Genomic DNA, 26,890 nt, shown 5'->3' with positions numbered 1-26,890 from the left:
GTGGCTTTAAAAGCTCATATGGCCCTGCCCTCCCATTGATGGGTGTGGCGGGGCGTGGTCAATTAGGTTGGGGGTAGCGATGTATCTCACAACAGTTTCATGAGTAACAAAAGTTGCGCCACAGTTGATATTCTGGCACTGGCAGTATCGTTCTTTTGTGTTATCAGAAACTCTAAAACTGCTACGGGTATGTGCCGCATGTCCACATTTCGGACAATTCATCATATCCCTGTCTCCCCGCCGATTTAATTAATCACATAATGATACATCAGACATCCGTTTTGTGAACAAAATTATTCCATCTCTAAGCCATCTATCTTTACTTCAAGCTCAAGGTTGGTAGTGAAACCATTATCCTTGCTGACCGTATGCGTCAAAGTTGTAATGGTCCATTCGGCATCGTCGATAGGCTGCTTAAAGCCGCTCACTTTTACTGGCATTTCGGTGTAGAGATCTGCCCGGCCCTCAGCGAGCAGCAGAGAGAATGACGCAACACCACGCTGCAGGCGCTCCCACTGCATTTTTGCCGCACGCTCAGCATTGCTGCGGTTTGCGTAAGTACGATTAAGAACCAGCACGTTTTCATCCGTTCCCACCAGATAATCACCCTGTTTTGCTTCCGGCTCTTTTGGCGCGGAGGTTTTCTTCCGACGGCGCTTAACCTTGGTTGTTTCTTTTTTCTTGGGTTCGCGGGTATGCAGCCAACTGGCAATTACGCCGGTATAAGCACCACGATCAGCCAGGGTAAAACGATGACCGTCACCGGCCTGGCGGGTTATGGTGATAACCGGCAGCGGCTTGCCGCTCGCCGTTCTTCCCTGCCCCTGCCGGATAAACAACAGGTTTCCATCCTTCACGGAAGCAATCGCCCCATACTGGCGCGCCAGCTTCATCAGGAAACTGGCATCGCTTTCATTGGTCTGGTCCATGTGATCCAGCGCCTTGTCCGTCAGGTCTTTACCCAGCGCCATTTTGAGGTTATGCCGTGCTGCAATTTCCTTTACCACATCGCCAACGGTTGTCTGGTGCCATGACTTTTCGCGCCGGGTATTGAGGGTTTCACGGAAATCAGCGCTACGGGCACGGATAGTCAGACGATCAGGAGCACCGCTGTGCTCAATCTCATCCACCGTAAATGCCCCTTTTGGGAAAAGCGGCTGGCCCTTCCACCCCAGCGCCAGCTGAATAACGGCACCACGTCGTGGCAGAACGATCTGCCCGTCGGTGTCGTCCAGCTCCAGATCAAGCTGGTCAGCCTCAAAACCCCGGTTATCGGTCAGCGTCAGACTTATCAGGCGCGCATCCAGCGCGGTAGTCACGTCCTTACCTTCAATGGTGATACTGAAAGCCGGGCTTTTGCTGTTCAGGTCAAAAAGATCAGAGCTAAAATTCACTGCAGCAACCCTCCAACCGTATTTTTAATATTACCTATCGCAGACGTTGCAGAGTCCTGCAGGTTACTGAGCTGATCGCTGAGACTGCCGAACATATCGGACAGCGACTCATCAACCCTTTTCAGGGTCAGCGTAAACTCAATACGGCGAGGCATTCCGCTTTCAAAAAATTCCGTTTTTGCCTGACTCAGGCTCTCGATCACAAACATGCCGTAAATGGTCCCGCTTCCCTCAATCAGGGGCCATGCTTTTCCCAGCTCTGCCATTTGCTCCAGCGCGAGCAATGACAGCCTGCCCCCGGTGACTTCCGGCAGTAGTACGCCAGATAACGTCAGCGAGTCATTATCCGGGCCAAGAAACTGCGTTGATGGTCGCCGGTTCACCCGGCTGTTTACGGCGTGTCGCCAGCTTCGCTGATACTGCAGCTCCTGATATGGCACTGTGCGCAGCATGAAGACATATAACCCCAGTACCATCATCACGATTCATATCCCCCTTGATCACTGAAATTGCTGCGTGCTTTAGCCCTGGTCTTGCGCTCGCGTTCGTCAAGCTGTCGGGCAACTTCACGGGCAATATCCTGCGCACTTTGCCCTAGCTGAGCATAGATTGTGATAGGCGCGTGAGTTTCAAAGTGCATCACAGGCGGCGCGCTGGCTGGTTTCGCTGGCTGGCTTTGTTTATATGCCACAGTAGGCAGACTGTAAGGATGTAGTGGAGCAGCCTCTGCAGGCGCTGCCGCTACGCCCATGACGCCTGCAACGACGGAAGCCAGCGCAGCAGTGCGCCGTCTGCTGGTCACATTTGCGGGACCGTTCACTATTTCGGGGCCGTTCTCCCCGACGATGCCAAACTGACCACGCGGGATCGTGCCACCGCTGTCATACATGCCTGCAAACGGAACCGCAGCAGCCGCTGCTCCACCAACCACCTGCACCTGTGCTTTGCCTTGTGTTTTATTATTTCCGGTCATCCAGTCAGGCAGATAATCGGTGACTGAGGAAAGCTTGCTTTTTAGTGTCTCCCATTTGGCATTAATTCCATTAAGAATACTGTCAATAATGGCGCTGCCCATGTCCTGAAACTTCGCAGGAAGCGCGGCAACATCAGCCAAGATCGAATTCCATTTATCACTAATAGATTGCCTGATATTAGCCCACGCCTCAGAAACGCCAGATTTTATTGCATCCCAATTTTTAGCTATTAATCCCGGCAAGGTATAATTAAAGAACAGTGATTTAATCCCCTCCCATGCGGCGCTGGCCTTTTCTTTAATCCAATCCCATGCCGTACCTGTGGCATTACATACGGCATCCCACATGGCCTTGAACTTTGGCCCAAGCGTGTCCCAATTGTGCCAGATATAAATAGCACCAGCGGCGATCAGCCCAATGACAGCCAGTATAGGATTTGCAAACATCAATCGGCCCAGCCATATAACTGACTTGCCAACAGAACTGATTGCTTTCCCAATAAGACCAAATGCAGATGAAAATTTTAGCCCCATCACCCCTGCGCTCATTCGCACTACTGCCATCGGCCCTAACACGGACGCCAGCGCCAGTGAAACAACCCCAGCGGCGGTGGCAACAATGGCAAAGCCAGCTGCCAGCTTAAACAGCGCAGAGGTCAATTGTGGGTGTCGTTTAACAAAACCATCCAGACGCGAAGCCAGTTCACCCAACCAGTCAGCCAGCTTCTTTAATGCAGGGGCAACTGTTTCACCGATACTAGCCATAGCATTGGTAAAGGAACCTGTAGCGGCTTCCCATTTATTACCAAGAGTATTTAAGGAGGCATCAACACGCTCGCGCAGAGAAGCCTGATTTTGTAGCTTTGAAGCCGTTTCACGATACCCTGAGATGCCTTTGGTAATCATAATATTTAGCACCTGCAGCGTTTCCGCATCATCCCCAAAAATACCTTTTAACGTAGCTAACCTTTTCTCAGTATTAAGCTTTTGGAGTTGAGCTAATTGCGTGTACATTTTCTCCAGCCCGCCAAACTCCCCCTTTCCATCAGTAAAATCGAACCTAACGCCAGTGCCTTTTAGTTCATCATTAGCATCCTTCACTTTTTCCGTATTCATGACGGACTGAAATACTTTTCGGTAGGCATTACCAGCTGACTCTCCAGCCATACCAGCCTGATCAGCCATAACTAATAGAGGAGCAAATGTCTTAGCCGCGTCCAATCCCTTTTTATGAATAATATCCATCGCGCTGCTGATTTTTGAGAACCCCTGCAGCATATTTCCTGAATCTACCCCCGCGTAGAATCCTTTCTGGATCACGTCCATCAGATTCATCATATCTTTTTCTGAGGTCTGAGTAGCATCTTGTAACTTAGCCGCAAACTCAGCTGCTGCAGTGGGAGCCATCTGTAACTGCACGCCAAGATAAGCTGCTGACTCTCCCAAGCCGCCCAGGATGACCTGCGCCGACATACCCTGACGGCGTAGCATAGTCATCATGTTCTGAAAGTCGGCTGTTGTTCCCGGCAGCTTATCGCCCAAAGCAACTGCAAGCCGGTTAATTTTTTCAAATTCAGGCGCTACCTTTCCGCCCGGTCCCATCATTGAACCGGCGAGCTGATTCGCTGCATTTTCTGATTCTGAATAGGCTTTTACTGGAGCCAACAACGTCATGCCAGTAGTTACCCCAGCCGCCATCGCCCCTGCACCATTACCTGCCAGAGAGTTCCTTAACTCGCGGGTCTTTTCAGCCTTGGCTTTGATGGCGTTGAGCTTTCGCTGACGCTCGCCAACGTCACGCAGCCTGCGCTCCTGCTCAGCCAACTGTCGGTTATACCGCTCAGTTTCTCGTGCAATCCGTGCCGTCTCACGCGCTCCGCCCCCAGCAGATAACCCCAGCCGATAAAGCTCAGCCCTGGCTGCCGCCATCTGGCGAGTTTCCTGTTGCTGTTTTTGTTCAAGACGTGAAACAGCACGCCACTGAGCTTCAAGCGCCTGCGTTTGTTTTTTTGTCGGGGATTCCAAAGATGACATTTCGCGCGTCATCATTTGAGCACGTAGCCTCGCCTGATCCAGTTCGGCACCAGTACGGCTAACACTTTGAGTTAGCTGATCGAAAGATTTAAGCTGACCTCCAGCATCACTCAGCTTTTTAATCTGATCGCGGGTTTGTCGAATAGCTGATGCCAGCTCCTTAGAGCCAGCCTGTGCATTTTTAAATGGGCGGGTTAACTTATCCACCGCCCCCAGAACTACCTGCAGTCGCAGGTTATTATCACTCATCGCTGGCCCCGCTTCTCTGAATTGCCTTATGCCGCCACTCCAGCACATCAGTCAGCGGCATAACGTCAGTGATGGACGGCGACCAGTGAAAGATGGTGGCAATATCTGCCACCAGATCATCAACCGTCAGGTTGTCGGCAAATCGGCAAGCACCGACTTCGGCAACAAAAAAGTCACCACCTCTACAGCCATTGCTGTCAGATCGGCGGGGTCCAGCTCTGCCATTTCCTGCGCGGTCAGCGTCGGAGTGGAGATTCGCGGGATCACAGTCATCATCGCGCCCACGTCCATATCCATAATGGCCTGCAGACGGGTGCCACGCAGTGCGCCGGACTGCGGCTTGCGCAGCACAATTTCGGTAATTTCAGTTTTACCGCGCATGATGGGAGTATCCAGTTTTACGGTCTTTTCAGTCAGTTTGTCGCTCATGTTCGTTTCCTGTTAATAAACTACTGGCGCGGCTGCCCGCGCCGTTAAGGTTAATCAGAGGCCGAGGGCGTTACGGTGTTCTTCCATCAGGTCCACGCCGTCAACGATTTCAACCATGTTGACCAGATCGACCTCATAGAGCACTTCGCCGTTAATGGTCAGCTTCGCGTAGCTGTTGGTGCTACTGACCTTGGTGCTGCTGCTCTCGCCGGTTTTCCACTCACCGGAATCCACTTCTTTATGACGCCCGCGCACAACCAGCTCAACGACCTGCACTTCGCCAGTATCGTCACGCTGAATGGAACCGGTGAAACGCAGCTGGATGCCGTCAACGGTTGCCTTGCCCATCTGCTTGAATAACAGCAGTTCGGTGCCGCCGATTGAAAATTCCGTGTCCAGTGCGCCGTCATCCAGCCCCATGTCCACATCCACTGCGCCCGGCATACCGCCGCCGCGATACTTCTCAAACTTGCGGGTGAATTTCGGCAGGGTCAGAGACTCAACGATCCCCTGCCAGTTGTTCCCGTCGTTGAACAGGTTCAGGTGTTTTAACTTGCGTGGTAATGCCATGTATCCCCCTTATGCGCTGACACGGCTGGCAAAATCGACCAGGTAGCGATCGGTGATGCGCTGGCGCAGCATCAGATTTTCAAGCGGCGGCACAGGCGTGTAGTCGTAGTCGATGGTGAGTTTCCCGGCTTTCAGGGAGTCTTTATCGTTCACCGACTCATCCAGCCAGCAGTCTGCGCCGATGATGTAGCCCTGCGTTTTCAGGCTGCGCAGCTTGGCGCGGATACCTTCGATAATGTCACGGGCCAGCGACGGGTTGAGCACGCCATCTACCGCCCACATGTGCGCTTCTGCGATGGTGTCTGCCAGCACCTGCGCCGTGCGGGTGTAGTTCTCAAAGGCAAACAGCGGATCGTCACTGAGGCATCGGGAACCCCAGAAGCGGAAGCCGTCTTTGCGGATAAGCGTGGTGACGTCATTCTGGTTGAGCAGTCCCGCATCGGTTGCAGGGTCCTGCAGATCCCAGAACACATCGGCGGAAATTCCGGTGACGCCGTTCACGCCCACGTTGGACAGGGTTTTGTGCCAGCCGGTCTGCTCGTCAATTTTGGCGCGCAGGCCGAGCGCGCGGGCGGAGGCATAGGCCGTCGCATCTGCATTCAGCACGGTGTCAAAGTTGATGAAGTCAGGCCAAATCAGCATCCCCTCGCGCTGGCTGAAATTAGCGCGGTAGGCAATCGCTTCTTCCACCGTTTTGCAGCCGTAGGCTGACAGGTAGGCAAACCCGCGCAGACTCTGCGCCACGCTCAACAGTTCAGTAGCAACCGCCTGCGTGTCGTGTCCCGGCACGCCGAGGATTCGCGGCTTGACGCCCAGCTGCGACTGCGCCGAAAGCAGCGCTTTCATGCCCGTTTTTTTACCATCAGCGGTCACGCCGCCGATAATGTTGGAGGTGGTTTCCGCTTCGGTTTCGCCCTGCGCCACGCGCACAACGACGGTTACGGGTTTAGCCTGGTCTGCAATCGCATCCAGCGAACGGGCCAGCGTGCCGGACTCACCCGCTTTACCGCTGGCGGTCAGCACATCGGTCAGCAGAACCGGCTTATTGAGGGGAAACATGGACGCATCAGCATCATCGCCGGTGCAGACCATGCCCACGATGGCGGTGCTCACCGTGGTGATAGGTCGGGTGCCCTCGTTGATTTCAACAACGCGCACCCCGTGGTGGTAATCCTGAGCCATATGGCAGTCTCTCCGGTTTACAGGGGGTGTGCCTATGTTCTGGTTGATATGCACGCTGCGCACGCGCCGGGCTATGTATGGTGAATGGCACAATGGAAGGGGTAAAAAAATCCCCGCAGTTGCGGGGACGGGATTAATCTTCGGGAGGTTCAGGCCAGTTAATATCCGGCGCAGCAGTTAAATCCATTCGTCTTAGTTTAGTTCGATATTCTCGCAGTGCTGAAAGTTCCAGCAGTTCTGTCGCCGTAATATCGTTATCATCCTGAGCTTCCATAAGCTGATTGATTTTTGCCGTGACAGCAGCCGAGCGCCTGTCGCGTTCTGCTGTTGCTAAAGCAACATAATCAATCTCTATATCAGTAAGAACCGGCTTACCTTCACTATCGGCTGAAACTACTTTTCCTGTTGACTGGCCATCCATCAGAGCCTTGTGCTCTTCTTCAGTAACTTCTACTCCAGCCTTTGGCCATGTCCCTGCCAACTCATAGCTTTCTTTAAGCAAGACCGCATAAAAGCCATTTGTTTTGGCATCGTAAATATACATGTTACTTCTGCTTTCTTGTGACATGTCAGTATCCCATTGCAAACCAGTTGAAGCCAAAAGTTGACGAAGCACCCCTAACAGTAAAACCGCCATTATCCTTTGACATAGTTGATAGGGCTATTGAGCCAGCTCCTGTGTCACTGGCAATAACAGTCGTACAGGTATTGGGAAATGTCATTGGGAAGTTAACTCGTTGCTGTTGACTTCCGGGGACATTGCCAGAACCCCACTGTGTAATCACCCCGGTGGAGGAATCTTTATGCCATCCATTCGCACCTAATCCTGCTGAGGACATAGGTGCCAGGAATATTCCACTGTTATCATCATGAAGCATAAATGGCTTTGTTTTGTCATTCTGATAAACACCGATCTGAGTGATGTACTGACGCCCTGGTTTTAATGAAAGAGCGCCTGAAACATCAGATTTTGTCGGAAAATTATTTGATGTCCATGTCGTCAGATCATTTCTGATTTGTGAATCATGATGTTCCAGGAACAAACTCAGCCAGTTAGGACCATTTCCGGTGCTCCATTTGTCACCATAGACATCACCGTTTTTATACAGATTAGCGCTACCTGCATACACAGATTCACTGGCCGCGATAATCCCTAGTTTTGTGCTGATATAAGCCCGGATAACGTCATCTGAAGAGCACTGAAAGCCAATACCATTCCAGGACTTGATATTCAGGTTGTTACCGTCAAACCCAGCCCCATCAGCGCCACCTTTAGTCAGTCCTCCTGTGCCATCCCCAACTGTGACAGAAGTGCTGCCGCGTACATTGGAAGCGGAAATATCCCCTGTAAAGGCAGCACCTTCCAGCATCGCCACATTACGCCATGAGGTAATACCCGCACCGGTGCCATGACCAAACAATACGTTATTGCCACTGATGGCCAGCACATCCACCACGGACGTGGGACTCACGACCTCAGTAAGAGTGATAATTTGCCAGTAACTTACCTGATCTGGTGCATCAGGAGCCTGATGCGCACGCATAAACTGACAGCCTGTAGCCGCCCGCGCACCGATAGAGACCCGGTCAACGTCATCACTGACGAATGTTCCCGCGAGGAACCGTCCGTCACCTTTGAAAAGCACATTTCCCAGCCCAATATTCTGAACAAACATAGGCTTATCAGGAATATCAGCGCCATTCCTTTCTTTTGCGAGTCGCGCACTGGCATTCTCCATTGCGATTTTCACCGCTTTCGGGGTCGCTGCGAGCGTCTCAGACGTACTATCGGTTGCACTGCTGAGCTGGACGATACCCTTTTGCGCCGTGGTTGCGTCCTGAGCCGTATATTTACCATTAGCAAGGTCATACGCCGCCTTAACCGCTTTCGGCGTTGCTGCGAGCGCCTCAGACGCGCTGTCGGTCGCACTGCTGAGCTGCGTGAAACCCTTTTCAGTGAGCGTGGCGTCAGGATGACGGCGGGACTGCTCATGCTCAGCGAGCTTATCGTCGACATAGTCCTGCGTTGCCATCACCGTTGAGGTATCAATCGTCAGCTCGACTGACTCGATATCGCTTACCATGATGACCATACGCACGGTCTGTGCGCGGCCTGACCCCTCATCAAGTTTAGGTTTATAGCTTTCCGCCATGTTACCGACGGCAATCAGCGTGCCAGTGTCGTCATAGAGCCCCATTTCGCGCATCCAGAAACCGCCGGTTTCAGGCGGGATAAGCAGCTCCGCGACCACATAATTTTGATGCTTATTGTCCTGGCTGATTTTGTTCAGTTTATAGCGCCAGACTTCATTGACGAGCTTTGTCTGGTTGGCATCAGGCACCGGCAATGTACCGCCACCGTCGCCGATTGCCATCGCCGTAAAATTCACTTTTTTCCCGTTCGGGACGGTCGCTGCAGCCAGCTTGATTGCACCGGCTTTGGTGATGACCGTTTTATATTTTACTGTCATTGTCCTCTCACTTATCCGGGTAAACCGTGATGATGTCGCCGTCATACGTCAACGCGCCGGTGTACAGATAGCCAGGCACATCCTGAATAATATTGAGGCCGATAAGATGGCGGCTGGCTGGCTTTGCATCTGCAATGAGCCGCTCCATTTCTAAATACATTTCCTCAGTAATACCGCTTTCCAGTACACCAATATCAAGACGAAATGTGCCTGCCGGGTCGCCTGTCTCCCACCATTCCGTAACGTTGATGATGTAACCGAGCGGCTCAATAACTCGCCTGACTGCGCCTATCGTGCCTTTGTGGCAGTGAATGAAATACGCACTGCGAATAACGTCACGTTTGGTTTCTTCCGGCCAGTTCTCATCCCAGCGGTCAACGGAAAACGCCCACGCCAGATACGGCAGAAATCTGACCGGACACGTTGCCGGGTTCCACAAATCGCGCAGCGGCACCTGCAGATCTGAAATACCGCTGCAGGTCTGCGCCAGTCGGCGCTCAAGCGGCGATGAACCGGGCGGCAGCAGGCTATTCATCCGTGCCCCCGTTGGTTACGCTCCATTCAGTACAGGACGCCGCCTGCGTCTTATCCAGCACAACATCTGCAAGCGGGGAGGCCAGCTCCACACGCTGGACGCCCTCAACGTGCAGCGCGGCATAAATGGCACTGCGACGGATATCACGGCCCAGCCGCGTCTGACTGGCGATGTACTTCTGCAGGCTGGCTTTTGCTTCTGCCATCACCGGCTCAGCCTCCGGTCCCGGATAAAGAAAAATCGTTGCATCCACGCTGTACAGGATAATTTCGGCGCTGCGCACCGTCAGGCGGTCCGCCACCGGGCGCACGTTCTCGCTGTTAAGCGCCTGCTCCACCACCGCCAGCAGATCAGCCTCTGCCGTACCGTCACCCTCACGGCTCAGCACGGTAAGCACCACCTCCGCCGGTGCCGGGCTGGTTGCGCTGGCATCTGCCACGCGCCCGTCCGCGCTTTTGGCGTGAAACTCATAGGCCGCCGTCGGTCCCGCAACGGACAATCCCTCAAATGCAGCCGGGACACGCAGACGCAGCTCCTCATCGCTTTCCATGACGGCAGCAACCGGCGGCACAGCGTCATTGTCGGCAGGTACTACCGTCAGGCGCTTCACGTTGTAGTTAGCTGCCAGCTGATCGAGATCGCCGCCGATGGCATACGCCACCATGACCGCCTGCGCGGCCTCGTTAATACGCTGGCGCAGCAGGATTTCGCGGTAGGTGCTTTCCTGCAGCAGCTTGGTGACGGGTTCAGATTCCAGCGCCAGCGTGCGCCGTACCGCGTCCTGCTCATCCGCCGGATAAAGGGCCACAAAAGCGGCTTTGCGCTCAGCCAGCAGCGTCTCAAAATCCGGCACGTCCACTATCTGCGGCGCGGGCAACCGGGAAAGGTCAATCACTGCCATTGTCTGCTCCTGTAGTTACCGAAAGGGAAACCGGCGCGCCGTTATTGCGCTGCCCGGTAAGCTCAACCACCATGGAGCCGTCAAAATTGCTGCTGATGGTGATGGAATCCAGCGTAAGCCGTGGCTCCCAGCGACTCAGCGCCACATAGACCGCAGACATGACCTGCAGGCGTAGCGCCGGGTTCTGCGGCTGGTCAATCAGGGCGGATAGCAGGGAACCATATTCCCGACGGGCAATCCGGCTGCCCTGCGGCGTCAGCAGAATATCCCGCACTGACTGGCGCAGATGGTCCGTATCAGTAATGGCCTTGCCGTTACCCTGGCTCATGCCGATATACAGCGTCATACCGGGCCTCCTGACGTATCACCGCCGGACTTCACGCCGGTGTGACCGTGTTTATCCACCACGATCCCGTTGGAACTCATCGCGCCGCCGCCCTGGGTGACGCCGCCATTGATCACCATCTCGCTGTTAATGCGCGTGGTATCAGCCTCCACCACAAACTCACCGGTTTTGAGGGTGATATTGTCCGCCGCCTCGATCACCATGGATTTGATACCCCGGACATGCCACCGCCCGGTGGCGGGTTCATACTCAAACCAGCCCCCGTCCGGGTACTCCGTCACGCAGCCGTCCACAGAATCCGACGGCGGCGCAAACTGATTGGAGTAGATGGCGGGCAGCACAAAAGCGGTTTCCAGATTGCCGCCCATGCTCAGCACCACCACCTGCTCATCCGGCGACGGGCACCACCATGTACGGGCGCCACCGGCACGCAGCGTCAGCCAGTTAATCCAGTTAGTTTCAAGCTCGCCCACTTTCACCCGGCACAGCCAGTTTTCCCGGTCCACTTCGGTCACGGTGCCGGTGCGGATCAGGTTAGTGATAAGGCGCATGATTTCGGTCAGTTGTGCATTCATAACGAAAGGTTGCCATCAGAGGGGAAAGGGAGGCAGCGTGGGCGCTTGTGCCAGCGGTGACACAAAGATCACCCCGCCAGCCAGCGCAGCAGAGTGTCACGGGTGATGGTTTCCACCTCATCATTCACGCCTAACAAGCGGCGCTCTGCGTAGCGGACCTCCGGGCCTTTTCGGCTGACGCGATCACGCAGGCCGTAATGGTGAACACGGGCAATGCGCTGCACCTTGCCATCAAACTGCACGCTGGCGGAGTCCGCACTGGCGGCGGTTTTCAGGTATTTTGTGGTGCGAAGCTTTGCAAACATCTGGCGTTTGATGCGCCCCTTCTTGCTGCGGGCTGTCACCCGTCGCGGCTCATAGCCGCTGCCGTCAGGATTACGCTGTAGCCTGATGTTCTGCTGCTGCGTCCGGCGCAGCTGTTGCGCCAGTTGCCGCATCATACGGTTGCGTGCAGCAGGCTCCAGATTTGCCAGCAGCGCCGTCAGCCAGTCATCCACCCTCTGCAGCTCATCCACGTTTCACCGTCCACATTTCTTCGGGTTCGTCCGGCTCCGGCACCGCTTCAACGCTCGACACGCTGCCGTCAGTGCTGACCAGCACACGCTCAGTCAGTTGCAGATTCATACTGATATCGCACACATCGTTGCGCAGAATATCCACTTCAAAGGTGAACAGTTTTTCGCGCAGATCCGGGTTGTTGATGGCATCCGGCTGGCTGGTACTGAGCCACAGCAGGACTGGAGCCATCAGCAGATTCTGGTCGCCGCTGAAATCCTCGATCACCACATTCAGGGTGTAGCGGTATTCCCATGACATGGAGCTGGCTCCTGTTGCCACCAGTGAGCCGTTATCAACGAAAAGGTGCAGCTTGTCCGGGTTGTCCCGGACATAGGCAACCGCTTTATTCAGGGCGCTGCGTAAGGACTGCGGTTTGTTCACTGTCTCGCTCCTGACACGCAATAATCGTGTCCACTTTGTCAGCACAGACCGCCCAGGCGGCCTCAGTTTCATCCAGCACCGCATTCAGATCGCCGTTACTGCGCGGCGCTGACCTTTCCAGGCGGCACTGCGTCACTCTGGGACAGCCACTCACGGTAAGCTGCACCTCCGGCAAGGGCCGGACGCTCCCGCAGCCGGATAATGTCAGCAGGCAAAGGAGTGTCAGCCCAGCGGCGCAAATCCTCGTTTTCACGTTTCAGTTCCTCGATCCGGCGCTGACGGCTTCGCAGCAGTGCGGTGGTCTGTTCCGCTGCCGCATAAAGCCGCGTCTGCTCCCGGCTGTTGGTTTCGGTCAGAATGGACAGGCCGATTAGCTGGCTGTTTTTCTTCGTCAGCTCCTGCGCTTTGCTTTTCAGCGCCACGCCCTGCGTCTCGATGGTGTGGCTGGCATTGTTAAGCCGCCACGACTGCCAGCCCAGCGCCGCAAGTGCCAGGGCCAGCACTACCGCCAGCGCACGCATCAGGCCGCCATCGGCTCATGAAGCTGCGCGCGGGCAATCTGATACAAAACCAGAGTCAGCAGGTAGAAGACCAGGGTGATCACCCATCCCGAAAACGCCAGGCACAGAACAATAAGCAGCCTGATTACCCATGTACGCACGGGTTTTACGGGGTGCGCCCTGAATTTCAGCAATGCCGCCCTGACCTCATCGCGCGCCCGATCTCCGGCGAACCACCCGACGGTGCACAGCGCAGCAAGCAGCCAGGCGAGGAAGCATGACACCTGGACAGACGCACCAACCAGAACCGGCGCACCGCTGCGCGGATACAGCAGGCTGATAACCAACAGCGCAACCCATGCCAGCTGGAAAAAAACGCTCATGACTTTCTTTTTCATTCCGTTATGCTCCTTTTAAGCACCAGGCCATTTCCCGCGCGCGGCGGTTCTCCAGACCTTTATTTTTCACACCGTTAACGTAAATCCAGCGAGGTAGCTGGTTGCATGCCTGCCACCACTGCTGGCGATTGATAAATGACACCATGGTTGACCTGCAGATCGCGCCGGTCCCCACATTGAAACCAATGCTCACCAGCGCATCGTAGACATGTTGCGGGGGCTTCACTGTCAGGCAGGCATCCAGCCTTTTTTCAGTCAGCAGCACATTGTTTATTAACCCCTGCGCCGCCTGCCGTTCCGTGATAGTTTTGCCCGGCACCACACCGGACGTATTGCCGATCCCGTCAGTCCACACGCCCGCGCTGCACTGATAAGGCTGCAGGCGGCATCCCTCGTAATCGGCAATCAGTTTCAGCCCCTCAACGGAGGTATGAAGCGACTGAAATCCGGGCAGCGTGGCGGCGATAGCCAGCACCGCCCCGACAAGGCAGCGCTTAACGATTGAAGGATTCATATTCCCCCCGCGAAATTTTGCCGCCACGTAACAATTTGAAAGACTGGTGTTTGTAGTACCAGTTGATAGCCAGCATCAGCACGCCAATCAGTACGCCGCCAACCGTTGACGCATCCTTGAGCGACAGATCGCCCAGCCATGCCAGCAGCACGGCGATGCAGTAAGTGATAAAGGCGCTGATTCGTTCAAGCGTCATAATTCAGTCCCATAGCTGGACGGTCTGCGCCGTGGTTGACGCCGTAATGTCCGGCAGCTCCACCTGCAGCCCGTGCGGTAAAAAGGGGCCATATTCAGCCAGCCCCGGATTCGCCTGCAGCACCTGTTCAGTGACTCCCTGCGTGCGTCCGTAATGGCGCCAGCAGAGTGCGTCCACCGTGTCATACTGATGCGCACGCACTTTCATCAAATCAGCTCCACCGTCATATGCGGCATATCGCGCAGGCGGGACTCTGCCCAGCGCACATCGCGCCACAGCTCGCCTAAGGTTGTTTCGATATCTTCGGCTTTCTTGCTTCCGTCGCCGGTTGCGTCAAAATCGCGATAGCGCTCAACCAGGTTTGCTTTTGCCCAGCAAAACACCGCACGGCGATACAGCATGAGCCGCTGGCTTTCGCCGTCGATCACATCAGCAGGGACGTCGGCCAGGCTCTCATACCCCTGCGCCCGTTGTTTCTCGCGGAACTCATAAAGATCGGCGTTAACTTCAGCAATCGCTGTCAGCAACGCCAGACGCAGGCGTGGATCGGTGACACTCCCATCCATGCGCATATCACGGCGGAACTCTGAAACCCTGACATCAGGCCAGAAACTGGTGTTTTTAATCACGTCCTGGGTACTTTCCCCGGCCTGTTCCGGCGAAACGAATTGCATATTTCTGGCACTCCCAAATAGTTGGGCGGTGGACGGGGTTTTGACGCGGCATAAAGCCTGTCGCCACCCCGTGCCGCCCCGCGCGTTGGCACGATTCGTTAAGCCGACATTGCCTGTCGCAATCGGCTTTCAAGCTTGTTGATTTCGGTTTTGACGCCAGAACTGTTATCCAGCTGCAGGGCACGCTTCAGATGGTTAAGTGCCGCCACTGCCTGATCGTTATCCCGCAGCGCGTAGCCCATCGCCTTATGAAGTCGGGCGCGGGACTGATCCGGCATATCCTGACCTTCAACGATATCGAGCACCTGGGTAAGAATGGCGGCACTGAATGATTCACCGGCAGAAAAAGCGCGCATTGCCGCGTCGGCAAACTCTTCCGCAACAGCGGTCCCGCAGGTCCGGTTGAAGCGCTGCGGCAGGACCCAGCCGTGTTTAATGGCATGACGGGCAATGTCCAGCGCGCCGGTATAGTCTCCGGCATCAATGCGCCAGATCATGACGTACATCGCCACGTCGTCCTGGCCTGACGCGTCAGCATCCAGTAAACCGGCAATCCATGAGGCATAAGCGGGAAGAAACTCACGTTTGAGCTGAGCCTTGCGCTCATTTGACTGGACGGTTTTAAGGCGCCTGCGGTGTTCTGTCAGCTGTAACAGCATCTGGTTGTAGCCCGTCAGGCTGGCATTACTGCCGCCCTGCCGGGCGGCATCCTGTGCCTGTACATACTGAGTGTGAGCACGGAACGGATTCATTTATCACGCTCCGGCGCCAGCACCGCCAGCTGCCTGCGCATCAAGCGCGCCTTTCACCGCTGCCGTGACGATTTCCTGGATGGTTTCAGTTGTCAGCGCTGGGCTGGCATTGCCACCTGCCTGCACGGGTAACAGTTCGATGTTCTCAACCAGGCAAACGCCATCGTAATCTTCGACAACATACGCCTCGTTAACGGACTCGAAGTTCTCCACGCGGTCACGCTTCGGATTGTCGATGACCGAACGGCGGCGGGAGCCTGATTGCCAGTAAATAGACAGGTTATCCAGGCGGGTGATCAGCATGGCATTAGCCGGGAAGAACGGCGCACGAACGGCCGGGAGGTTGCCGATACGCTTCTGGCTGATGATGAGATCGGCCGCCATCGCTTCGCTGTTTGGCTGGTCACGGTTGACGATCGGGAAATATTTATCCGCCAGTAACTGGCGCCCGACGATAACCACAAGCTCCGTATCTTCCTGATACCACGGCGCGATTTTCTCATTCACGGCGCCCATAACCAGCGCGTCCAGATTCAGGAAATCACCGCCTTTACCAACACGGATAGTCTGAGAAATCACCTCGCCTTCGGACACGATCTTATCCATTACCTGAACGGGTTTCTCCTGGCGGATTTTCTCCAGCCAGCCGATATTCACATCCTGCAGCAGTGGATAGGTCGCGCGGTCTGACGTTTTCTCACGCTTCACGCCGTTGAAGCCGATCATGATGCGGTCAAGCGCCTGGCGGGTAATGATGGCGTCACGGATGCGCGTCTGGAAGTCCTGGAATTTGGCCCATAAATCCAGCTTCGCATAGGGCAGCGCCGTATCAGAGTTGGTCTGGGTACACTTGTACCCTTCACCGTCGATGTAAGTCGGATCAACGGGTTCACGGTCTTTCTGGGTGGTATCAGTATTTCCGGCAATACTGGAACCAATACCCAGCCCCAGACGCTCGCCGGACTGCTCATCAACCGGGATAATGTTGATTTGCTGCAGGAACGAGGAAGACTCCTGGATTTTCGTTTCCAGCGTCTGCGCGACTGACGGCTCAGCCGTATATTTCGAGGCGATATCGCTCACAGATACGCCGTTGAGTTTGGCGAGCTGCGTCAGATAGCCGTTGAATTTAAAACGTGTCTCTTTTTTCATTGTGCTTTTGCTCCGTCAGCAATCGGTGGTTTGTTCTGCGCCGTTATTGCCGGTCGCATTAGGGCGGCGTTCGCTGCGGCTGTCCTGAGTGGAAAGCTGCTCACGCAGGGTGGAGAGTGCGCTGGTTGTCTCATCAACAACCTTTTGCATATTGCTCAGCTTGTTGCTGAAATCGGTTTGATGGGTGCTGACCTGCTCCGCCAGCGTCTGATGCTCACGCGCGATGGTTTCAACAGCCTGATTCACATCAGCAAAGCGGGCGTTATCATCGGCGCCTTTGCGGGACAGTAGCTCTTTCACGCGGGTAAACAGGCTGGTTTTTTCCGGCACGTCCTCAAACTCGATCAGCGTTTCAAGAGCTGCGGTAAACAGGTTGTCTTTGTCCAGCTTGCGGCGCGCCAGGGGGTTATGTTCTGCGCTGGCGCTGAACTGCAGCATTTCAGTACCGAGGCTTGCCGGATCGTCAGTAACCGCCAGACCAACCAGATAAGCGGAGCCGGTATCGGCAAAACTGGTGTTAACTTCCATTGAGGTGAAAAGCTTCTGCCAGTTACCGGTCATGGTGACCAGATCGTCCGTCGGGGCAATCCAGCCATACAGCGCCATCTTCCCGGACAAAGCCCCTTCGGTGATTTCTTCCGCTTCCAGTTTTTCCACCATGCCAAAACGACGGAAAGGCCCATCAGGGGTAAAACCCTTGATGTGTTCCATATTGATCAGCGCGGTGTATACCTGCGGGTTATAGCTCGCCGCCATCTGGGTGATCCAGTCACGTTCAATTACGCGCCCGTCAGTGGTGGCCCCTTCGACCCCAATACGAAAACGCTTAGATTTTTTTGCCATCGGTCCGGCTCCGGTTAGTTAGTTCGTAACACGTTCAGAGCCTTATGTTTGCGGTGATAGGCGCGTGTAAACAACGCGTTGGGTTTGTGCGAACTCCCACACAATGCGAAGCCGGGGAAAGTGCTGATTTGAGGCCGTATGTTTGTGCCATGACAACACTGACCCCCGCAGACCTCGATCCCCGTCGTCAGGCAATGCTGATGTACTTTCAGGGATACCGCGTAGCCCGCATTGCTGAAATGCTGGGCGAGAAAGTTGCAACCGTTCACAGCTGGAAAAAACGCGATAAGTGGGGCGAATATGGCCCACTGGATCAGATGCAGCTCACCACCGCCGCACGTTACTGCCAGCTCGTCATGAAGGAGCAGAAAGAAGGAAAGGATTTTAAAGAAATTGACTTGCTGGCGCGTCAGTCCGAACGACAGGCCAGGATCGGCAAATTTAACAATGGCGGGAATGAAGCAGACCTGAACCCCAACGTGGCCAACCGCAATAAAGGCCCGCGCAAGCCGCCGGAAAAAAACCTGTTTACCGACGAACAGATCGAAAAGTTGGAAGAGATTTTCCGCGCCGGTATGTTCGAGTACCAGCGCCACTGGTGGGACGCTGGTATCAAACACCGTATCCGCAACCTCTTAAAGTCACGCCAGATCGGTGCAACCTACTATTTCGCCCGTGAAGCGTTGATAGACGCCCTGACCACGGGGCGAAATCAAATCTTTCTGTCAGCGAGTAAAGCTCAGGCACACGTTTTTAAACAGTACATCATCGACTTCGCAAAAGAGGTGGATGTTGAGCTGAAAGGCGATCCGATGGTGCTGCCTAACGGCGCCTGTCTTTACTTCCTCGGTACAAATGCCCGTACCGCGCAGAGCTATCACGGCAATCTGTATCTTGATGAGTATTTCTGGATACCTAAATTCCAGGAGCTGCGTAAGGTGGCCTCCGGTATGGCGCTGCACAAAAAATGGCGCCAGACCTATTTTTCTACACCTTCCAGCCTGACGCACAGCGCCTACCCGTTCTGGTCTGGCGCCCTGTTCAATAAAGGGCGCCCGAAAGCCGACAGGGTAGAATTTGACCTTTCTCACAGTAGCCTGGCGCACGGCGTTTTATGCCCTGACGGCCAGTACCGCCAGATAGTCACCATTGAAGATGCCGTAAACGGCGGGTGTAACCTTTTCGACCTGGACCAGCTGCGCCTGGAGTACAGCCCGGACGAATACAACAACCTGCTGATGTGTCAGTTTGTTGACGACCTGGCGTCCGTGTTCCCGCTGGCGTTGCTGCAGTCCTGCATGGTTGACAGCTGGGATGTGTGGGACGATTTCGAACCGCTTTTACTGCGTCCGTTTGCATACCACCCTGTCTGGATCGGCTATGACCCGGCAAAAGGAACGCAGAACGGTGACAGCGCCGGTTGCGTGGTCATTGCGCCTCCCGTCGTCCCCGGCGGTAAATTCCGTATCCTTGAGCGTCACCAGTGGCGCGGGATGGACTTCCGCGCCCAGGCCTCAGCGATTGAGGAAATCACCAGACGCTACAACGTGACCTACATCGGCATTGACTCGACCGGCGTTGGCGATGGCGTTTACAAAACGGTTAAGCAGTTCTTCCCTGCCGCGCGTGAGTTTGTCTACAACCCGACCGTAAAAAATGCCCTGGTGCTTAAAGCCTACGACATCATCAGCGGGCGCCGTCTGGAGTTTGATGCGGGGATGCTGGATATCGCGCAGTCCTTTATGTCCATTCGCCGTTCAACCACCGCCAGCGGCAACCGGCCAACCTACGAAGCAGCCCGCACAGAGGAAGCCAGCCACGCGGATTTAGCCTGGGCAACCATGCACGCACTTTATAACGAACCACTGGCAGGAGCTTCCGCCAGTACCAGCAACATCGTGGAGATTTTTTAATGGCTAACCGCAAAAACCGCAGCAAGGCACCGCGCGGCCAGACCGCCACCAATACGGCCAACATGGTCAGTAATGCACATGCGGAGGCGTTTACTTTTGGCGATCCGATCCCCGTGATGGACCGCCGGGAGTTATTTGATTACCTGGAGTGCGTGCAGGTAGACCGCTGGTACGAACCACCGATCAGCATGGATGGCCTGGCGCGAACTTACCGCGCCGCCGTGCATCACTCCAGCGCTATTCAGGTAAAACGCAATATTCTTACCAGTACCTTCATCCCTCACCGCTGGCTGTCTAAGCAAGCCTTTTCCCGGTTCGCCCAGGACTTTCTGGTATTCGGCAATGCCTACCTTGAAAAACGCATGAACCGGTTAGGGCAGATCATGGAGCTGTGCGCCTCGCTTGCCAAATATACCCGTCGTGGCATTGACCAGGACACCTACTGGTTTGCACAGTATGGCTACAACTCGCAGCCCTATCAGTTCGATGAGGGAAGCGTGTTTCACCTGATGGAACCCGACGTTAACCAGGAGCTTTACGGGATGCCGGAATACCTCTCCGCCATTCCCTCCGCCCTGCTGAATGAATCGGCCACGCTGTTTCGCCGTAAGTATTACCTAAACGGTAGCCATGCTGGTTTTATCATGTACATGAGCGACCCCGCCGCCGATCAGAAAGACGTGGACAACATACGCGAAGCGCTGAAAAAATCGAAAGGGCCAGGCAACTTCCGCAACCTGTTTATGTACAGCCCGAACGGCAAGAAAGACGGCATTCAGATCATCCCGTTGTCAGAAGTCGCAGCGAAAGATGAGTTTCTTAACATCAAGAATGTGAGCCGTGATGACATGCTGGCAGCTCATCGCGTGCCGCCGCAGCTGATGGGGATTATTCCAACGAATACCGGCGGATTTGGTGATGTTGAAAAGGCAAGTCGCGTCTTTGTTCGCAATGAACTCATCCCACTTCAAAAGCGCTTCGAAGAGATAAACGAATGGTTGGGTGATGAAGTGATCAGCTTCAGTCCTTACGCTCTGGAAGCTGAATAACAGGCATAAAAAAGCCCGGTTTGTCCGGGCTTCATGCAAAACGCAGTATGGAATTAAGCAGCTTTCTGCTTCTCTTTGAGTCTGCCATGCAGCTCATTCCCTTCAAACTTGCCTTCCTGCATCATGTGTGGGGCCGCCTGAAGTAGTTCTTCCATTGCGACGCCCATACGGGTGAAAACGTCAGATACTGAGTAATGCTTCTGAGTTTTCTTGTCACTATGCGTCATAGTCATGATTTCCTCTTAGAGGCCTAGCCTCATCATCCGGTGGTGGATGGTTGGCGCAGCATTGTACCACTGCGCAAAAATTTATCTACTGTTTGTTAGAAGTAATATAGCGTCTTACTACATCACTGATTGTAGCAAATGGTGCCGAAAGCAAGTTGATATCACCTTCGAAGCCAAATTTTTTGTAGTGGGCAGCCACTCTATGATTCAGAGCTTCCGGGATTCTAATCTCTGTACACCCGACAGCAGCCCCAAACAGATACACACCCCAAAGCGTGATCATAAACATGTTGCCGTAAAGAGGATGACCTACGTCACCGTCCTTCACGAAGGATTCAACAAAATGAATCTCAATAACACCAGTGTCCTCATCAAAGGTACACAAAGCTGCGCCAGATGGAATATGCCTTAGCGGACCAGACAACAGTTTCAGACAAAACTCAAACTTATCGTCCCGGTTTCCATAACGTGAAAAACCATGATCCCATTCAAGCTGAGCAAAACCTGAAGTCAAGATTACATAGTCTTCGTCATTGATAGGACCGACAGCTATCGGCATCTTCATGTTGTCTAGAAGCATCTGAAGATTACTGATGCTTAGACTAGCAATCTGCTCTAAGTTCAATTCCTTGTCCCTTACACTAACAGCACTAAAGGCGACTACTTTAATGTCATTTTCGGACAAAGACTATAAATCTTTAATGGGACTTTAGCAGAATCTTTTCAAGGTCTGCCACCTATCACTGCAACTTGTGATAGAACACAAAATCTACAGGCAACCTTGCATCCTATTCAACATCTTTTTTGGCTCACTTGTTTTTATCCGCACAAAAAGCCATCTGTTGCTTATGCCCTACCAACGCGCCAGCAGCCTTCTGCGGGGCGCTGATATTTTTTGCCTCTACCCCTACCCTTTAGGATTGAAGCCGCCAGCGGGCCGGAGGATGCGCCTGATTTTAGGGATTTAACCCCGAACTGCGCGCTCGTATCCCCGCCACGCCTGCCCGCTTTGTGTAGTGGTTTTCATGCACCTGCATGACATAAGCAAAAGCCCGCCAGTTCTGGCGGGCCTGAGCAAAAACGATCCTCAAACGATCATGCGATTTCATGCGGCATAGACATGCACAACAGCACTAACGCCTCGCGTGGCTCGTTGTTCAACGTTGCGGACGGTAAAAACCAGTTTTATCGTCCGCAACGTTCGCTAATGTAACCAGCTGTCGTCCTCCCAGACCTGCTGCATTATTTCCATCACTCGCTTTTTATCTTCATCCAGTTTTAACCCGCTCAGCTCGACGCCGTTGGCGCTGCCCTTACGGATACGAATTGCTGTTTTGGGATACAGAGGGCGCAAATTACGGTAAAGCTCGGATTCAAGGGCGTCCAGTGTAGCCTGGCTAATCTTCTGCTCTTTATCGATCATTATTTCAATGCGCATACAGATTCCCCTTAACTGGTTACGTCCATCGACCGGCAGTATTCATGGCTGCGGATTTTCGCCATCAGCTCGTCGGTCAGTTCGGACACCCACTGGATAGCCAGCCGTTTTTCTTCATCGCTGCACTCACTAGCCGCTACAAGCTTGATAAAAAAATCAATGCGCTGGAGCTTCAATGACTCCAAAAGATAATCCTGCATTTTCCCTCCTATCACTACCTCGGACACACAACAACTGTATATATATCCACTGTTTATAATTACAGTATAGTAGGGATTTGCGAATGTAAACCGTTTTTTATCTGTCAATTAGATCGCTCTGATGCGGATCAATAAGAGCAAGAATTGTTAAAGCGGCGGCATCAGTACCACTGACGCCATTTGTCATCTTCCTGCAGACGGTGGTTGCGGTATAAAATACGCAGCCCGGCACCTGACGGAATACTGCCGCCGCGCAGAAGCAGGTCAATCTCTGACTCGCTACCATCGAACCCTCTGGAACTCAGTTCTGCCTCAAGCTGCAGGCGCTGCTGATCCGAAATATTCTGTTTATATGCTTTTTTCCGCTTCGGTTTTACCAGCCTTAACCTGGCTGTCAGCTCCCGCCGTTCCTTATGGCCCATGTTGTGGAGATATTCCTGCAGCTCCTTCTCATCCATGGTTTTAATATCGGGTAAATCACCCCCTGATTTGTTCAGATTTTCAACAGGGGGACAGTTATTGCCACGAGTCCAAGGGGCGCAAGCGCCCTGGTCGGCTGTCGCCTCCTGAAGGTCAACGGCTTTACGAACCATTTTCCACTTCACTGCATGAGTGCAGATCCGGCCCTCAATGAGCGGGGACCAGATGCCATAAATACGAACACCATGATCGCCGTAGGCGCTCGGCTCCTCGTTGAGCTCGTAGGCAGTCCTGACAAGGTGATGTTTACGGGGAACCAAAACGCCGCCCTGCTTCATGATGTAGGTGGCAAAACAGCCAGCATCAGCTGCGGCCAGCACAGCATCCAAACGCGGGTTTTCCAGTACCGGCGCGCCTGCCTTCTTGTCCCCCTGCACTCTGGCAGCCTGTCCAGCCAGAAGGCGCAGCTCGCGGTACGCCTGGCGGCCAGGGATACCAAAGAAGCGGAATTGCTGGACACGGTGCAGCGAAGCCCAGGCGTTCACGTTCTCAGCGTTATCGCGCAGTGATCTGCCCGTTTCTTTACTGATTTCCTGCGCCAGCCCGCGACCGTCGATGTTTTTGCTGATGTATTTGGCGATATAACTGGTCGGCGTACCCTTGCGGGGGTTGATAAGCTCGGACTTGAAGCGCGGCCCGGTATTGGTGCCCAGCTCCTCCCGGTCCTCACGAATGGCGAATTTACGCAGCAGCGCGGTTATGGATTTGCGGTCTTTCTTGCGCATGAAGCACAGCAGGTGCCAGTGCACAGTGCCGTCATGATGTGGTTCAGCAACGCGGACGCCATACCAGCGCAGCCCGGCTTTGTGCATCGCCTTACGGAAGGCGGCGAACATATTCACCAGGTAATCGCTGCTCTGGCGGACCGTAGCACTGGTCCATTTCGGGTTTGGCCTGCCGTTATTAAGCGTCGCGTGAAAGCGTGACGGGCAGGTGATGGTATAGAACACGGCGCATTCGCCACGCATTTCTGCGATCAGCTCCAGCCCCTTAACGCAGGCCATCATTTCGTTGCGCCGGTGCGCCGGATTGCTGCTGCTGGCGTTTACCACTTCTTCCAAATCCAGCGTGTCACCTTCGGCGTTAACCAGCTCATGCGAGCGGAAAAACTCCAGTGATTTGCGGCGCTGTTCGCGTTTGTGGATCACTGCCTCATAGCTGACATACGGGGACGCCTTTTTGTTAACCAGGCAGACAGCACGCAGCTGTTCTTCCCGCCATTCACACCGCATCTGCCACAGCTTGCGATACCACCAGTCCGCGCAAAGCATACGGGCAAGCGAGCCCGGAATAAGTTCGTATGGGACCGGGTTACGGCGGCGCTTTTTGCGGCGCAGCTGCTCGAAAGCAGGCGGGATAACATCAAGGCGCATTGCCTCAGCGGCCACCCTTTCCCATGACCGGCGGATCTCTTCCGGCGTAACGTCTTCATCCGTAAACAGCTCACCGCAGGCAGCATCCAGACACATGCTCATGTGTGCCGCCACCAGGGTAGATAACCGCTTGACCTGCTCCTGGTTCATTTCCGGCAGAACCAGCAGGCCCTCCAGCCCGTCGTGGCTCGCCATAAAACGGAATGACGCAGAAATCTGGCTGGTACGCACGCGCTCCAGGCGTTCAAGGCACGGCCTGATGGTTTCACGCAGATAGCGGGAATAAGCCTTCGGCTTGCCCAGACCCTCGAAATATTTAATCCGTTCAAGCAGCGGCTTACTGATGTGCGCCGGTTGGGCGCTCACGTCAGCAACGATGACCAGATCGGGATTGAATTGCTGCTGCTCGCGGGCCATTTTGGCGCGGCTTATCAGCTGATCCTGCTCCATTTCTCGCTGAACAGGATCACGGGATTCATTGTAGAAATAGCGTTCCCAGACCTCATTACTCAGGGCCTCGCGGCGCAGCTGCTCCTGCTCGTTATCCGCAGCATAGAGAGTAATCAGGTTTGAAAGCGCAGAAACCGGCGCTACTTCCGCCGGGTCCATGTAGGGGTTAATCGCCTTTTTAGGTACATTCCAGGCAAAAGCAGCGGCGGAATCTTCTGCACCGCCGTGCTTTTCAACTTCGTGATGAATCACGCGCGCACCTCATGCACGACCGAGTAATCAGGGCCGCCAGCTGGATCAAAGCCAGCCCATACTTTCGGTTTGAGTACAGCAATTAGTTCGTCTGCGGTTTTCCCTTCGCCTGCAGCAATACCAATGCTGCGTTTTACGTTAATGCGGTTATGAGTGAAATTGCGATACAGGGAACGAGTCAGGAAAGTGTCGCTGTTCGAAACGATGACCGGATGGCCTTCTGATGCACGGCGCTCAAGAATAGAGGCCAGATGATACTGATCGTCCTCAGTAAAACCGGCAGTGTGATAGCCACTGAAAGTACCGTCATAAGGCGGATCGCAATAAATAACATCCCCAGGCACTAACAATGCCAAAGTTTCGTCATAGCTGGCGCAAATGAACGTGGCGCGGGTAGCTTTTTCAGCAAAAGCGCGTATTTCATTTTCAGGAAAATACGGTTTTTTATAATTACCGTAAGGGACGTTAAGCTCACCCTTTTTGTTATAACGGCAAAGACCACGGTAACAGTGGCGATTTAAGAATAAAAACAGCGGCGCGCGCCATTCAGGGGCTTTATCGTGATTGAATGAATCTCGGCTATCATAATAACCATCTTCACTATTGAATGTTTTAAACAGATGTTTGGCACGCTCAATAAAATCTGATGCGTTTGTTGCTATCTCCCGATATAGATTTATTAAATCAGGGTTAATATCCGCGACAAGATAATGAGGATAGTCTGTCGCCATCATTACAGCGCATGAACCCGCAAAAGGTTCAACCAGTCGCGGGCCAGCAGGAAGGTGTTTTTTCAGTTCCGGCATGATGGCGGTTTTATTTCCCGCCCATTTCAGGATAGTGCTCATACAGCACCTCCGTTGTAATGTTTGCCTTTCAGCTCTGCTATTTCCTGACAAGTGACGCAGCACTGCACGCCCGGAATGGCGCGGCGGCGAGCTGGCGGGATCGGCGCATCGCAATCAATGCAGAGAACACGGGAAACGCCCGGCGCTTTATTGCGGGCGGTGTGGATGTGGCGCTGGCGTTCTTCTTCAACGCGCAGCTGTACGAGGTCCATTGAATCAGCCATCAGTGGATCTCCTGTGCTTCGTTCTGAATCTTCACAGCTTCCTGACGCAGCAGCTCAGCCGCTTCCGTGTGGTTAAGCTGACGTGACACGATACGAGCAGCTAAAGAATCCAGACGCGCAGCCATCACATCTGCGCGTCCACGGCGTTCTTCTTTGCGTGCCTCAGTCAGCAGCAGGTTGAGTCCAGCATCATCTGGTCCGGTTTTAGTGGTACGGGTTTCAATATTTCGCATAGTTGTTTCTCCTGAATTTGGGCAATAAGAAGCCCGGCGGGTTTACGCCATTAATTTCTGTTGTGGATTAATTCGGCATGGTTAGCCGTTTTGGAAATAAGCTCACCACTGCACGAAAATGATTCATTGCTTTCACCAGTTCCCGCTTTTCGTCAGTAGTCAGATCACTAATATTGACGCCGTGACGTTCTGCCGGAATTTTTGCCATATAAAAAATGGCTGCCAGTGCCCGCTCATTCTGTTTATTATTTACGTCGCGTGGGTCGCGCATATCTTTAATAAACCTTTCAAGCTCCGGCTCAATATTCAGACCAAACACTTTAGCCCTCAATTCCGCAATATGGTTCAGGCCATCCAGGCGTTCACCGGGGCTTAATGGAACAGTCGCCGTAGCGCCTTCAATAGCCATGATTTCCCCTGTTTGGTTGTGGACAGGTCAGCCAGCAGTTCATCCTGAGAGCGGCACGGGTGCCAGCGCTTGCCATCTTTCCCCATGATCCAGCCATGACCGTAGTGCATTGCCGGGCTTTGCTTTATGAGAAGTGACGCGAAAGATGGTTCTTTAGTCAGCATAAC

Annotated in this window: 38 protein-coding genes; 2 read left to right on the top strand and 36 right to left on the bottom strand. The window is 54.0% G+C overall.

Going from position 1 to position 26,890, the window contains the following annotated elements:
- Positions 1 to 6 precede the first annotated feature (6 nt).
- From NA197_RS05300 to NA197_RS05175, 26 genes are all read right to left on the bottom strand, one after another.
- Positions 7 to 225 (bottom strand): ogr/Delta-like zinc finger family protein, encoded by a 219-nt coding sequence (locus NA197_RS05300; RefSeq protein ID WP_039505088.1) that lies wholly within the window; start codon positions 223 to 225, stop codon positions 7 to 9.
- 68 nt (positions 226 to 293) lie between these two features.
- Positions 294 to 1,394, bottom strand: coding sequence for a phage late control D family protein (locus NA197_RS05295; RefSeq protein ID WP_058800072.1), 1,101 nt, complete (start codon positions 1,392 to 1,394; stop codon positions 294 to 296).
- Complete coding sequence (locus NA197_RS05290; protein WP_058800071.1) at positions 1,391 to 1,876, bottom strand: phage tail protein; 486 nt, start codon at positions 1,874 to 1,876, stop codon at positions 1,391 to 1,393. Before NA197_RS05290 ends, NA197_RS05295 begins: the two co-directional genes overlap by 4 nt.
- Positions 1,873 to 4,650, bottom strand: coding sequence for a phage tail tape measure protein (locus NA197_RS05285; protein WP_058800070.1), 2,778 nt, complete (start codon positions 4,648 to 4,650; stop codon positions 1,873 to 1,875). Before NA197_RS05285 ends, NA197_RS05290 begins: the two co-directional genes overlap by 4 nt.
- On the bottom strand, positions 4,643 to 4,762 hold the full coding sequence (locus tag NA197_RS05280; RefSeq protein WP_000763315.1) for a GpE family phage tail protein: 120 nt from the start codon (positions 4,760 to 4,762) through the stop codon (positions 4,643 to 4,645). Before NA197_RS05280 ends, NA197_RS05285 begins: the two co-directional genes overlap by 8 nt.
- Before the next feature lie 14 nt (positions 4,763 to 4,776).
- On the bottom strand, positions 4,777 to 5,079 hold the full coding sequence (locus NA197_RS05275; protein ID WP_032233623.1) for a phage tail assembly protein: 303 nt from the start codon (positions 5,077 to 5,079) through the stop codon (positions 4,777 to 4,779).
- 54 nt (positions 5,080 to 5,133) lie between these two features.
- On the bottom strand, positions 5,134 to 5,649 hold the full coding sequence (locus NA197_RS05270) for a phage major tail tube protein (RefSeq protein WP_039505100.1): 516 nt from the start codon (positions 5,647 to 5,649) through the stop codon (positions 5,134 to 5,136).
- A 9-nt stretch (positions 5,650 to 5,658) separates the two neighbouring features.
- A complete protein-coding gene (locus NA197_RS05265; protein ID WP_039505102.1) occupies positions 5,659 to 6,831 on the bottom strand; it encodes a phage tail sheath protein in 1,173 nt (390 codons plus the stop codon).
- Between the two features lie 133 nt (positions 6,832 to 6,964).
- Positions 6,965 to 7,399 (bottom strand): tail fiber assembly protein, encoded by a 435-nt coding sequence (locus NA197_RS05260; protein WP_024147848.1) that lies wholly within the window; start codon positions 7,397 to 7,399, stop codon positions 6,965 to 6,967.
- A gap of 1 nt (position 7,400) precedes the next feature.
- Positions 7,401 to 9,302, bottom strand: a complete 1,902-nt coding sequence (locus NA197_RS05255; protein WP_053216770.1) for a phage tail protein — start codon at positions 9,300 to 9,302, stop codon at positions 7,401 to 7,403.
- A 7-nt stretch (positions 9,303 to 9,309) separates the two neighbouring features.
- The gene (locus NA197_RS05250; RefSeq protein WP_039505106.1) at positions 9,310 to 9,837 is read right to left on the bottom strand and encodes a phage tail protein I; all 528 of its coding nucleotides are present in this window, start codon (positions 9,835 to 9,837) and stop codon (positions 9,310 to 9,312) included.
- The gene (locus NA197_RS05245) at positions 9,830 to 10,738 is read right to left on the bottom strand and encodes a baseplate assembly protein (RefSeq protein WP_023223443.1); all 909 of its coding nucleotides are present in this window, start codon (positions 10,736 to 10,738) and stop codon (positions 9,830 to 9,832) included. The genes NA197_RS05250 and NA197_RS05245 overlap by 8 nt, the downstream gene beginning before the upstream one ends.
- Positions 10,725 to 11,084 (bottom strand): GPW/gp25 family protein, encoded by a 360-nt coding sequence (locus NA197_RS05240; protein WP_023223444.1) that lies wholly within the window; start codon positions 11,082 to 11,084, stop codon positions 10,725 to 10,727. The genes NA197_RS05245 and NA197_RS05240 overlap by 14 nt, the downstream gene beginning before the upstream one ends.
- The gene (locus NA197_RS05235) at positions 11,081 to 11,659 is read right to left on the bottom strand and encodes a phage baseplate assembly protein V (RefSeq protein ID WP_023223445.1); all 579 of its coding nucleotides are present in this window, start codon (positions 11,657 to 11,659) and stop codon (positions 11,081 to 11,083) included. Before NA197_RS05235 ends, NA197_RS05240 begins: the two co-directional genes overlap by 4 nt.
- A 68-nt stretch (positions 11,660 to 11,727) precedes the next feature.
- Positions 11,728 to 12,174 (bottom strand): phage virion morphogenesis protein, encoded by a 447-nt coding sequence (locus tag NA197_RS05230; RefSeq protein WP_039505111.1) that lies wholly within the window; start codon positions 12,172 to 12,174, stop codon positions 11,728 to 11,730.
- Positions 12,167 to 12,598 carry a phage tail protein gene (locus tag NA197_RS05225; RefSeq protein WP_001039961.1) on the bottom strand — a complete coding sequence of 144 codons (432 nt, stop codon included), beginning with the start codon at positions 12,596 to 12,598 and terminating at the stop codon, positions 12,167 to 12,169. The genes NA197_RS05230 and NA197_RS05225 overlap by 8 nt, the downstream gene beginning before the upstream one ends.
- The gene (gene lysC / locus NA197_RS05220) at positions 12,561 to 12,809 is read right to left on the bottom strand and encodes an Rz1-like lysis system protein LysC (RefSeq protein ID WP_223195149.1); all 249 of its coding nucleotides are present in this window, start codon (positions 12,807 to 12,809) and stop codon (positions 12,561 to 12,563) included. Before lysC ends, NA197_RS05225 begins: the two co-directional genes overlap by 38 nt.
- Positions 12,694 to 13,122 carry an Rz-like lysis system protein LysB gene (gene lysB / locus NA197_RS05215; RefSeq protein WP_164848160.1) on the bottom strand — a complete coding sequence of 143 codons (429 nt, stop codon included), beginning with the start codon at positions 13,120 to 13,122 and terminating at the stop codon, positions 12,694 to 12,696. The genes lysC and lysB overlap by 116 nt, the downstream gene beginning before the upstream one ends.
- Positions 13,119 to 13,496, bottom strand: coding sequence for a DNZ54_00345 family protein (locus NA197_RS05210; RefSeq protein WP_032266128.1), 378 nt, complete (start codon positions 13,494 to 13,496; stop codon positions 13,119 to 13,121). Before NA197_RS05210 ends, lysB begins: the two co-directional genes overlap by 4 nt.
- Before the next feature lie 4 nt (positions 13,497 to 13,500).
- Entirely contained in the window at positions 13,501 to 14,010 is a 510-nt protein-coding gene (locus NA197_RS05205; RefSeq protein ID WP_032266129.1) for a lysozyme, read from the bottom strand.
- Entirely contained in the window at positions 13,991 to 14,206 is a 216-nt protein-coding gene (locus tag NA197_RS05200; RefSeq protein WP_000171565.1) for an HP1 family phage holin, read from the bottom strand. Before NA197_RS05200 ends, NA197_RS05205 begins: the two co-directional genes overlap by 20 nt.
- A gap of 3 nt (positions 14,207 to 14,209) precedes the next feature.
- Positions 14,210 to 14,413: a tail protein X gene (locus tag NA197_RS05195; RefSeq protein WP_000868184.1), complete on the bottom strand. Its 204-nt coding sequence runs from the start codon at positions 14,411 to 14,413 to the stop codon at positions 14,210 to 14,212.
- A complete protein-coding gene (locus tag NA197_RS05190; RefSeq protein ID WP_047746799.1) occupies positions 14,413 to 14,880 on the bottom strand; it encodes a head completion/stabilization protein in 468 nt (155 codons plus the stop codon). The genes NA197_RS05195 and NA197_RS05190 overlap by 1 nt, the downstream gene beginning before the upstream one ends.
- Positions 14,881 to 14,978: 98 nt before the next feature.
- Complete coding sequence (gene gpM, locus NA197_RS05185; RefSeq protein WP_006777754.1) at positions 14,979 to 15,632, bottom strand: phage terminase small subunit; 654 nt, start codon at positions 15,630 to 15,632, stop codon at positions 14,979 to 14,981.
- A gap of 3 nt (positions 15,633 to 15,635) precedes the next feature.
- Positions 15,636 to 16,784 (bottom strand): phage major capsid protein, P2 family, encoded by a 1,149-nt coding sequence (locus NA197_RS05180; protein WP_053216772.1) that lies wholly within the window; start codon positions 16,782 to 16,784, stop codon positions 15,636 to 15,638.
- A gap of 15 nt (positions 16,785 to 16,799) precedes the next feature.
- A complete protein-coding gene (locus tag NA197_RS05175; protein ID WP_053216773.1) occupies positions 16,800 to 17,627 on the bottom strand; it encodes a GPO family capsid scaffolding protein in 828 nt (275 codons plus the stop codon).
- 149 nt (positions 17,628 to 17,776) lie between these two features.
- On the opposite strand from NA197_RS05175, the gene NA197_RS05170 reads away from it, so the two are divergent.
- The gene (locus NA197_RS05170) at positions 17,777 to 19,540 is read left to right on the top strand and encodes a terminase ATPase subunit family protein (RefSeq protein ID WP_017382378.1); all 1,764 of its coding nucleotides are present in this window, start codon (positions 17,777 to 17,779) and stop codon (positions 19,538 to 19,540) included.
- Positions 19,540 to 20,589, top strand: coding sequence for a phage portal protein (locus NA197_RS05165; protein ID WP_053216774.1), 1,050 nt, complete (start codon positions 19,540 to 19,542; stop codon positions 20,587 to 20,589). Before NA197_RS05170 ends, NA197_RS05165 begins: the two co-directional genes overlap by 1 nt.
- Positions 20,590 to 20,642: 53 nt before the next feature.
- Here NA197_RS05165 and NA197_RS05160 read toward each other — a convergent pair whose 3' ends face one another.
- The 10 genes from NA197_RS05160 to NA197_RS05115 all read right to left on the bottom strand — a co-directional run bounded on the left by NA197_RS05160 (position 20,643) and on the right by NA197_RS05115 (position 26,887).
- Positions 20,643 to 20,816, bottom strand: a complete 174-nt coding sequence (locus NA197_RS05160) for a hypothetical protein (RefSeq protein ID WP_223195148.1) — start codon at positions 20,814 to 20,816, stop codon at positions 20,643 to 20,645.
- An 85-nt stretch (positions 20,817 to 20,901) separates the two neighbouring features.
- Positions 20,902 to 21,396: a hypothetical protein gene (locus NA197_RS05155; protein WP_053216779.1), complete on the bottom strand. Its 495-nt coding sequence runs from the start codon at positions 21,394 to 21,396 to the stop codon at positions 20,902 to 20,904.
- Positions 21,397 to 22,020: 624 nt separating this feature from the next.
- A complete protein-coding gene (locus NA197_RS05150; protein WP_001217561.1) occupies positions 22,021 to 22,254 on the bottom strand; it encodes a DinI family protein in 234 nt (77 codons plus the stop codon).
- 11 nt (positions 22,255 to 22,265) lie between these two features.
- Positions 22,266 to 22,454 (bottom strand): hypothetical protein, encoded by a 189-nt coding sequence (locus tag NA197_RS05145; protein ID WP_001154443.1) that lies wholly within the window; start codon positions 22,452 to 22,454, stop codon positions 22,266 to 22,268.
- Between the two features lie 161 nt (positions 22,455 to 22,615).
- Positions 22,616 to 25,009: a replication endonuclease gene (locus tag NA197_RS05140; RefSeq protein ID WP_039505137.1), complete on the bottom strand. Its 2,394-nt coding sequence runs from the start codon at positions 25,007 to 25,009 to the stop codon at positions 22,616 to 22,618.
- On the bottom strand, positions 25,006 to 25,857 hold the full coding sequence (locus NA197_RS05135) for a DNA adenine methylase (protein WP_079792110.1): 852 nt from the start codon (positions 25,855 to 25,857) through the stop codon (positions 25,006 to 25,008). The genes NA197_RS05140 and NA197_RS05135 overlap by 4 nt, the downstream gene beginning before the upstream one ends.
- Positions 25,854 to 26,081 carry a TraR/DksA family transcriptional regulator gene (locus tag NA197_RS05130; RefSeq protein ID WP_039505139.1) on the bottom strand — a complete coding sequence of 76 codons (228 nt, stop codon included), beginning with the start codon at positions 26,079 to 26,081 and terminating at the stop codon, positions 25,854 to 25,856. The genes NA197_RS05135 and NA197_RS05130 overlap by 4 nt, the downstream gene beginning before the upstream one ends.
- Complete coding sequence (locus NA197_RS05125; protein WP_001744223.1) at positions 26,081 to 26,314, bottom strand: DUF2732 family protein; 234 nt, start codon at positions 26,312 to 26,314, stop codon at positions 26,081 to 26,083. Before NA197_RS05125 ends, NA197_RS05130 begins: the two co-directional genes overlap by 1 nt.
- A gap of 67 nt (positions 26,315 to 26,381) precedes the next feature.
- Positions 26,382 to 26,723 carry a DUF5347 domain-containing protein gene (locus NA197_RS05120; RefSeq protein ID WP_000963477.1) on the bottom strand — a complete coding sequence of 114 codons (342 nt, stop codon included), beginning with the start codon at positions 26,721 to 26,723 and terminating at the stop codon, positions 26,382 to 26,384.
- Positions 26,687 to 26,887: a phage filamentation protein Fil family protein gene (locus tag NA197_RS05115; protein WP_015386352.1), complete on the bottom strand. Its 201-nt coding sequence runs from the start codon at positions 26,885 to 26,887 to the stop codon at positions 26,687 to 26,689. Before NA197_RS05115 ends, NA197_RS05120 begins: the two co-directional genes overlap by 37 nt.
- Positions 26,888 to 26,890 lie beyond the last annotated feature (3 nt).

The organism is Salmonella sp. NW884 (assembly GCF_051700745.1).
Classification (GTDB): domain Bacteria; phylum Pseudomonadota; class Gammaproteobacteria; order Enterobacterales; family Enterobacteriaceae; genus Salmonella; species Salmonella enterica.
This window is presented reverse-complemented; position numbering and strand designations above follow the sequence as displayed.